At 42.5% G+C, this 513-nt stretch carries 1 protein-coding gene; it reads left to right on the top strand.

Features of this window, described 5'->3' with window-relative positions:
- The coding region (locus IV55_RS08830) for a transposase (RefSeq protein WP_162260745.1) at positions 1–232 on the top strand (232 nt) is incomplete at its 5' end.
- Positions 233–513: the final 281 nt, after the last annotated feature.

Below are 513 nucleotides of genomic sequence, written 5' to 3' on the forward strand. Positions count from 1 at the left end.
AGAGCGCCTGAGTAACCTCATCAAGACCTACAGGTCGTGCGGTGAGCCAATGGACATCGCCATTGCCACACTGAGGAAAAACCTCAGAGGCGTTTTGAATGCTTCTCAAACCAAGCTTTCAAATGGCCCACTAGAAGGCATTAACCGTAAGATCAAAGCGCTAAAGCGTAGCTGTTATGGATTTGCCAATCAAGAGCGCATGTTTGAACGGATCTACCAACTAATTGCCTAGAAAAGTCAGTGTACGACACCCCGGGGAGGAGTGTGCCCAAAAACAGGGCTACAGAGCATAACTGCGGCCATCTGACTTCTCAAACGGAGTTTTTCGGTTCAATAACAAAAAGCCCACTCCGAAGAGTGGACCTTTCAAAAGATAAAAACTATTAATCAACACCATTTGACACAGAGCCAGAATAATAATATTCTTCAGGGCCCTCTTTAAATAATCTATATTCACTACAGATATATTTATTTAATGGTTAATCATTACGACGTTTCTTGATACCAAGAAAA

It is taken from the genome of Furfurilactobacillus siliginis (assembly GCF_001437435.1).
GTDB lineage: Bacteria > Bacillota > Bacilli > Lactobacillales > Lactobacillaceae > Furfurilactobacillus > Furfurilactobacillus siliginis.